The following is a 7,840-nucleotide window of genomic DNA, read 5'->3' on the forward strand; positions in this document are numbered from 1 at the left end:
CCATCTCATTCCCGCGGCGCCCAGTGCGGCGGACCAGCCTGTATTCCTGGCCGTAGGCGGGGTGCCAGCGGTATGCGATCACCACAATTTGCGATCGGTATGTTGAATGTCGTGTGGCTTGGCGATCTGGTAAAGATTCTCTGGGCCTCGGAGGACGGAATCTGGCTGCTTGCGAAGCGGCTTGAACGAGGCCGTTTTATATGGCCCAAGGCCGACGGTGGCAAGGTCCATCTGAGCTCTGCGCAACTGTCGATGCTGCTTGAGGGCATCGACTGGCGACAGCCCCGTCGCACTGCCGCACTATCGATGTTGTAAACCGCGCGGCAGACTCGTAAACTACGGCGCATGTCGAACGGCGCCGATCTTCCTGACGATGTCGAGCTCCTGAAGGCCTTGCTGGTTGAGGCCCGTAGCCTGCTTGCCGAACGCGATGTCGAGATTGAGCAGCTCAAGGCGCAGATCGACAAGCTCAGGCGTATGCAGTTCGGTCGCAAGTCCGAGCAGCTGCAGCGGCAAATCGAGACGCTCGAGACTCAACTTGAGGATCTGGCGGCCGGGCGCGACGTTGTGGATGTGCAGCGTGCGCAGGCCCGAAGTGCAAATGCGTCCACCTCAAATGCGACTACAGACGAAGCGGCTTCCAGGCAAGCGCTTCCCGCGCATCTGCCGCGCGAGGATCATGTACTCAAGCCTGAATCAAGTTGCCCGGATTGCGGACAACCAATGCAGGTGCTCGGCGAGGACGAATCCGAACAACTCGCCCGGGTCGCAGCGGCGTTCAAGGTCATTCGCACGATCCGGCGAAAACTGGTTTGCCTATGCTGCAGCACTATCAGCCAGCCCCCGATGCCGGGCCTGCCGATCGAGCGGAGCATCGCCCATCCGAGCTTGCTCGCAGACATCCTCGTCTCGAAGTATGCAGACCACCAGCCGTTGTACCGGCAATCGGCGATCGCGGCACGCGACGGCGTGACACTTGACCGGGCCAGCATGGGCCGCTGGATCGGCCAGTGCGAGGCACTGTGCGCTCCGCTAACAGCGGCGCTGCGCCGCTATACGATGGCCGCGACCAAGCTGCACGCGGACGACACGCCGATCCCGGTGCTCTCACCGGGCAACAGGAAGACGCGCACCGGCCGGCTATGGGTCTACGTGCGCGACGATCATCGCTCGGGCTCGACGCAACCGGCGTCGGTCTGGTTCGCGTACTCGCCGAACCGGCAAGGCATCCATCCTCAAACCCATCTCGCCAACTTCAAAGGGATCCTGCAAGCGGACGCTTACGCGGGATTCGACGAATTGTTCCGCGATGGCTCGATACGCGAGGCGGCATGCCATGCGCACGCGAGGAGAAAGTTCTACGACATCCATGTGCGCACGCCATCTGACACAACACAAAAGGCACTCGAATATATTGGCGGGCTCTATGACATCGAGGCCTCCATTCGCGGCAGGCCAGCCGCCGAGCGGTTGCGAATACGGCAGGAGAAAGCCAGACCACTGCTTCAGATCTACGAAGCGTGGCTCAGGGCAAAGCTTGAAACGCTGTCGTCGAAGTCCGATACGGCCAAGGCGATCAACTACACACTGAACCAGTGGAGCGCACTGACGTTGTATTGCGAAGACGGTACGCTCGAGATCGACAACAATATCGCGGAGAATGCGCTGCGTTGTGTAAGCTTGGGCCGGAAAAATTTTTTATTCGCTGGCTCAGACAGCGGTGGCGAACGGGCAGCTGCGATGTACGCATTGATTGGCACTTGCACACTGAATGACATCGATCCGCGTGCCTACCTCGACTATGTGCTAACCCATATCGCCGGTCACAAAATCAATCGCATCGACGAGCTCCTGCCTTGGCGTGTGGCCGACAAGCTGCACACGCCAGCCAGTCCGCCAGATCCCGCTACCTGACCGGCAGCTCCAGTTCACCATCATGCCTCACGCGCACGCGCCTGGACGAACGGCCCAGCTGAGCCGCTTACGGATCAAGCGAGACTGCCGTCGCCTTGGCGGCCCCATGTCGCCCCAAAAGAACGTTGGCACCTTCGCGCAGTGACGGGTCTTGGATTTCGACTTGAACGACGCCTGGAAGAAGTTGATGTAGAGCGGCGAGACCTGCTAAAGGGGGCAAGGATTTCCGTGGCCGTCCAGACCTTGGCGCCTTCCGTAGCTGACCAAGCGGCGAACGATAGCGCCATTCTTCTGCTAGACCCACGCCTCGTCGTTCTTCGTGTATGCACGCGACCGCGTAAGCTCGATACCCGTCGGTTTGCAGAAGTCGCACACCGTCTCGTTCATGAAGGCGCTATCGTTGTCGCAATCTAGACCGCGCAGGGCAAACGGCAATGCACCGCGGACCTGTCCCCGACGGCCCTGTGCCACGCCTATCACCGAGCGCAGGTCACTCACCATGCTCTCAAAGCAGCCAGCCTGCAACCAGCGTTGAGTCTGCTGATACACCAACTCCCACGGCGGGAAATCATTGGGCAGCATCCTCCACGGCGCGCCGGCACGAGCCATCCAGCGCAATGCATCAAACATGTCGCGCAGTTCGTATTTGCGCTGGGGCGCGTCAACGTCCATCAGCCTCAGATACGGCGCCGCGAAACTCCATTCCTCATCCGACACATCAGTCGGATACCCTTTGCGGTCCGTTGTTTTCATCCCGCCAGGATACCAGGTCTCAATCGAAGTTCCTAACACGCTCTAAATATCCCCGAATCGATCTCGAAGCCGAAGGTGGGTCGTGCCACCGCCAACGTAGTATTCGACTTCAGCTTGGGGGCAAACAAGTGGGGAATATCAATGGCTCTGACCGACGATTTGAAGAAATGGGTTGGTGAAACGTTCACTGGTGAGTGGGAAGTTCAAGAGAGTACTGGTATAAGAATACGTCGGCAGCCCGATGTGCGCTAAAATTGCCTCTGCCGTCCTCGACATTACAACTCGCGTCACCGCTGATGTCTACAACATGTTGGCTGACCAGTCGAGGTAGACGAATGGCGTTGACATGTGGGCTCCAGAGTATTGGGGGACATGGGAGTCTGGACATACACATCGACGTGGAAAGGGCAGTCCAGCCATTGCTAGCATCTCATGGTTGGCACGTGCCGTACGGGCAATCTCAATTTTTGGTATTTCTGGTCTCAGGAAACGGGCCGAATCTCACCAATTCCTTTTCTCTGGAACGGCGCTTTTGATCAGATCACGATGATTTTTGCCCAAGTTATGCATTTCGGATGCGCCGACAGGCTGTTTTCGCTTCGCGCCAGCGCAAACTTTGGTCGGAGTTAAATTCTCGAAACGCTCAAGCTACATTGTGCCTACGCATCGCGCCAAGCGGCGTCGCGCGACCACGCGACACACGCGGCATAACCGCTCAGGGCACGAAGCCAAACTGCGTCGAGATTCGCAATCAGGTCGCGATTGCACACACTCTCCTCGGAAACTACGATGCTTGGCTCGTGCTGGCTGTCGCCAAGTACAGAAAACCATGTCATGCCTCCTCCGATGCCGACGCCACGTGCCTTCAACACCGCTTCCTTTGCCGTCCATACGTCATAAAATGCGTCGGTTCGTCTGTGCATCGGCAAAGCGCTCACGTGTGCCTCGTCGCGCGGCGCAAACACCGCTGACGCGAGCTTCCTCCAGTTGAGGTCATTGCGAGCAAATTCGATATCGACACCAACCGTCCGTCGCCGCGCAATTGCGACCAGACCATACTGCTCGGAATGCGAAACGTTGAAGTCGAGTTGCCGACCGGGGCCCCCTTGTATCCACTTATCGAGACGCGGTCGACCACCGGTGTCTAGCTCGAAACGCAATTCACTTGCCTTCAAATCTGTTCGTTCGGCCAGCAACTGACGCAGCACGACGCGCGTGATGGCACAACGCAGCGCATCGTCGCGGCGTCGGAAGCGCGCGACCTTTTCACGCTCATCGTCCGAGAGTGGAGCGAATGCGGGACAGTCGAGCGTCGCGCGAAAATCGAAGGTGATGAAAAAGATCTCAATATCTGCTGCCGAAGCACGTGGTACAGCGAGCTCGCGCACATCGAAAGCCGACTTTGCTAGGACAGTCATCAATTCGCTCCGATAGTGACAGTACTCTTGACGAGCGAAGCCGCGCCGCAGCGCCGACATGTGGTTCGCGATATTTTCAACGCGCTGCGCTGGATGGTGCGGGCCGGTGCATCTTGGCGCATGCTCTCGACCAGCTTCCCGCCGTACGAAATGTGCGAGTGCGACGATTGCTATCCGTCGCGCGCGGCGATTGGGGGGGCGTGCCAGCTGTTCGCTGCGAGAACCGAATACGTCAAGGGCGCTCCTTGGATGATAACGGATCCACGGCATGCCATCTCGATCCGTAGTGCCCGCACTCTCCGATTGCCTTGATTGCTGATGCCTTGGTGACCTGGCTCTCACCACTGTCACGAGGCTTAAACCGCCGCCAGAACAGTTCCAGTGCCAGTCGCGAGCCACCAACGGCCCCAATGCCACTCAGGCGTTTGAGGCGATCGATTCGCTTCCGCTCGGCTTCGGGAGGCTCCCGAGCGTCTCCTTTTCCAGTGTCGCCAGTTACTGCTTAAGGAGCGCCAGTTGTTCGCATTCGCGCAACAGCCGTCGCTGAAGTTCCAGTGGTAGTGGCGTACCGTCGTGGCACCGTACCTCGCCGCGTGCCAGACGTGCGGTGAATTTCCGGCTGTCGACTCGACCCCAGTAACCGAGCGTGACCAGTAGCTTGCACGTGCGCCGCCGGTGTTGCGGGACTTCCCTCTGCAGTTGCCCACGGTCGCGTATGACGTTGCACGACGTCTCATCGTGCGGCAACGGCACACGGATCGCGTGCATGCGATCCCGTTTACCATGCGGCCAACACACGCAGGTTGATGGCCAGCACGATTACTTCCATTCGGTGCGTCTTGTCGCGCCACTTCTGGTGTTCAACAGAGATGCTCGCGGGATCGACAAGACAGCATTCGATCCCTCGACCTTGCAAGGCATGACGGATCCAGAACGCGTCCTGGCCGGTCTCATAGCTTAGGGCAATCCATAGTTCATCTGGCAACGCCCATTTCTGCCGCTGCTGTCCAATCAGGGACAGCGCCGCCTACAGACGTGATGCAGCCCGTGACTGCGTGACCGTATGCACGGCTGGCCGATCTTAGCTAGCTGGCCACCCCATCTCAGCGTTCGATTGCTTGAGAAACTCTTTAAGACTGCAATATGCGCACCCGATCGGCGCTCCGTCAATTGACTGGCTTCTCGGATCCGCCCGCAGAAGTCGTTCGATTCATGCTTCTGGGTCGGGCACTACCGGATGAATAACTCCCCACGCTCTGGAGCTTCCGCCAAATTCGGTGCCGCTCAAAGCCTCAGAAACTGGGCGATATTAGAAAATCGCTAGGACATCGAAAAAAGATTTGATATCAATGCGGTGCACGATCGGTGGCATGATGGTACCCATTCCGTACCGGCTGCAGTGTCTGATTTGCTTGTGCGTGCACAAGGTTTTCACTGATAGGGGCGCATTCGTGCGTTGGCAGGCGAATTCCAGAAGGTCGGGTACTTTATTCGGGTTTGCAAAAGTAGTTGCGTTGCCTTGGCTACGTCGCTGATCGGCGCAAATGCATGAGCGGTGGTTTGGCTGGAGCAAAGGGGCAGAGATACATCTGCGGGCGGGAATCGTGATGAAGCGGTGCGCTCAGCTTCTTCTCGCAGATAGGCGTCAACTTGATGCGGATGCGAACGCTTGCCATTCTGGCGTGTACGGGAGAAATCGCGACATCGGCAGCACCGGACCTTTGTTCGTGAGTCGCTGGGAACTCGTCAACGCGCCGGCTGTGTCAAATAGCGAGCGGGTGTTCACGAACCCACATTCAGCGGCAGCATTGCCTTCGATGCTTTCCGTGGCGGTGTCGTCATAACGGCGGCACGCTTGGCCAAATGACTTCGGTCTTGGCTGGGAGATTAAGATGTTAAATCGTATTCCCTTGGCGCGCCCGGATCATGGGGCGAATAATCGGTTAGCCTTATCAAAGGTGTCTAGCGTTATTGTCGGTAGCGGTACGCTAGCCATTAGGTGTGCTCAGCTAGCCCAGGAAATGGGGCACGTGATCCGCGCGGTGCTTTGTGCGGACTCCCGGTTTTCCGAGTGGGCCACCGGTGCCAATATCCTATGTTGTAGCAGCGTCGACGAGCTCTCGACATTTATAGATATTGAGCCCGTTGAATATATATTTTCTGTCGCCAATCCGTTCATATTGCCAGTGGGTGTGCTTAGGCAGGCACGTCAAGGCGCTTTCAATTATCATGATGGACCGCTCCCTCAATATGCGGGAACTCATGCCACTTCTTGGGCGTTGCTTGCTGGTGAAAGCGAATATGCAATTACGTGGCATTGTATGGATCAATGCGTCGATACTGGTGATGTGGTCGTTCGGCGTCAGGTTTTAATAACGCCGACCGACACTGCATTCACCCTAAACATTAGATGTTATGAGGCTGCTATCGAGGGGTTCCGTGAGTTGCTAATTGGATTGACCGACGGGGCCCTCGATATACGTCCGCAAAGGCTGCTGGACAGGAGCTACTTTCCGAGATATCGAAGGCCCGATGTTGGGGGCTGTTTACGTTGGGATCGATCTGCGGAAGATTTGTCTGCAATGGTGCGGGCCTTGGATTTCGGAACAAATTATCCAAATCCGTTGGGAATGCCAAAGGTTATCTTGGTCGATGATCTTGTGGCAGTCAAACGCGTAAAGGTTCTGGATCGATGCTCGGATGAGCTTCCGGGTTCCTTGCTGGGGATCCACCGTTGGCATTGGCGTGTCGCGACAGCTACGCAAGATGTCGATGTTTGGTTTTCTGGTCCGGACGGTCAATCTATTGACGCGTCGGCGCTCGCGAAGCATCACGGTCTGGATATAGGAGACCGTCTTCACATATTCGGTGTAGAACAGGCGTCGAGCATTACTTCCGAGCTCGAAATGTTAGCCGTGCAAGAGTCATTTTGGCGCCAGCGGCTTGCCGGGTTCAGATCGTTGCAGCTTCCCTTTTTTTCGTCGTCGGCTTTGGCCATGACGAAATGGCAGTCCAGTTCGGAGAATGCTTTTAGCGTTTTGGCTGAATTGGCACCGATCGAGCGCATGGTACACATAGTGGTCGGCTGGCTAATCTATCTTGCCCGCATCTCAGGTGAATCTGAGCTTCAGTTGGGATGGAGTCCTACGCTCAACGTATCGGGAGTTGCATCGGAAGCAACAGGGTTGCATATTGCCGCAGTCGTGCCGATGAAAATTGTAGTTGATCTCGATGATGCTTTTGCAGAGGTGCGTAGGACAGTTGAGGCCGAATTCGCTCTGCTTCGAGCACACAAAAGTTTTGCTGGGGATCTCGTTGCACGCTACCCGGCGTTAAAGAACATAGAGGCACTTCGATCGCGGTGCCCGTGGCCGATTGGTATCACGATAAGGGAAGGTGCTTCTTCGCATGAGCTGGGATCAGCGCCGAATTCTGGAATACCTCGCTCGGGCAACGTGCTGACGCTTGAAGTGTGCTCTTTGGACGGTAGCTTTCGATGGCACTTCGACAGAAGCCGCTTGGCACCGGAGAATGTCGAACGTATTACACAGCATTTGGAACAATTGTTGGGTGCTGTGATGGCCGAGCCCCGGCAGCCGGTGGGCCGCATCGACATCCTGCCGGCGGCGGAGCGCGGGTATCTGCTGGAGGAGCTGAACCGCACGGAGGCGGCGTATCCGTCGGAGCGGTGCATCCATGAGCTGTTCGAGGCGCAGGTGCGGCGGGCACCGGAGGCGGTGGCGCTGGTGCATGAG

Annotated in this window: 5 protein-coding genes and 1 pseudogene; 3 read left to right on the plus strand and 3 right to left on the minus strand. The window is 57.4% G+C overall.

Annotated features, from left to right (window positions below):
• Both tnpB and AB3X96_RS41560 read left to right on the plus strand, forming a co-directional pair.
• A partial coding sequence (gene tnpB, locus AB3X96_RS41555) for an IS66 family insertion sequence element accessory protein TnpB (protein WP_368594291.1) occupies positions 1 to 315 on the plus strand: 315 nt, incomplete at its 5' end.
• Between the two features lie 30 nt (positions 316 to 345).
• Positions 346 to 1,914 (plus strand): IS66 family transposase, encoded by a 1,569-nt coding sequence (locus AB3X96_RS41560; RefSeq protein ID WP_368594292.1) that lies wholly within the window; start codon positions 346 to 348, stop codon positions 1,912 to 1,914.
• A gap of 447 nt (positions 1,915 to 2,361) precedes the next feature.
• Here AB3X96_RS41560 and AB3X96_RS41565 read toward each other — a convergent pair.
• The 3 genes and pseudogenes from AB3X96_RS41565 to AB3X96_RS41575 form a co-directional block, all read right to left on the minus strand.
• A pseudogene (locus AB3X96_RS41565) lies at positions 2,362 to 2,667 on the minus strand (transposase); the annotation flags it as partial.
• 659 nt (positions 2,668 to 3,326) lie between these two features.
• The gene (locus AB3X96_RS41570; protein ID WP_368594293.1) at positions 3,327 to 4,085 is read right to left on the minus strand and encodes a 4'-phosphopantetheinyl transferase superfamily protein; all 759 of its coding nucleotides are present in this window, start codon (positions 4,083 to 4,085) and stop codon (positions 3,327 to 3,329) included.
• Between the two features lie 778 nt (positions 4,086 to 4,863).
• The gene (locus AB3X96_RS41575) at positions 4,864 to 5,070 is read right to left on the minus strand and encodes a hypothetical protein (RefSeq protein WP_368594294.1); all 207 of its coding nucleotides are present in this window, start codon (positions 5,068 to 5,070) and stop codon (positions 4,864 to 4,866) included.
• Between the two features lie 1,045 nt (positions 5,071 to 6,115).
• On the opposite strand from AB3X96_RS41575, the gene AB3X96_RS41580 reads away from it, so the two are divergent.
• A partial coding sequence (locus tag AB3X96_RS41580) for a formyltransferase family protein (protein ID WP_368594295.1) occupies positions 6,116 to 7,840 on the plus strand: 1,725 nt, incomplete at its 3' end.

This window comes from Paraburkholderia sp. BR13439, from assembly GCF_040948805.1.
Taxonomy (GTDB): Bacteria; Pseudomonadota; Gammaproteobacteria; order Burkholderiales; family Burkholderiaceae; genus Paraburkholderia; species Paraburkholderia youngii.

Coding starts and splice junctions, on each gene's coding strand:
- AB3X96_RS41560 (WP_368594292.1), top strand. CDS start 346: ATGTCGAACGGCGCCGATCTTCCTGACGATGTCGAGCTCCTGAAGGCC.
- AB3X96_RS41570 (WP_368594293.1), bottom strand. CDS start 4,085: ATGACTGTCCTAGCAAAGTCGGCTTTCGATGTGCGCGAGCTCGCTGTA.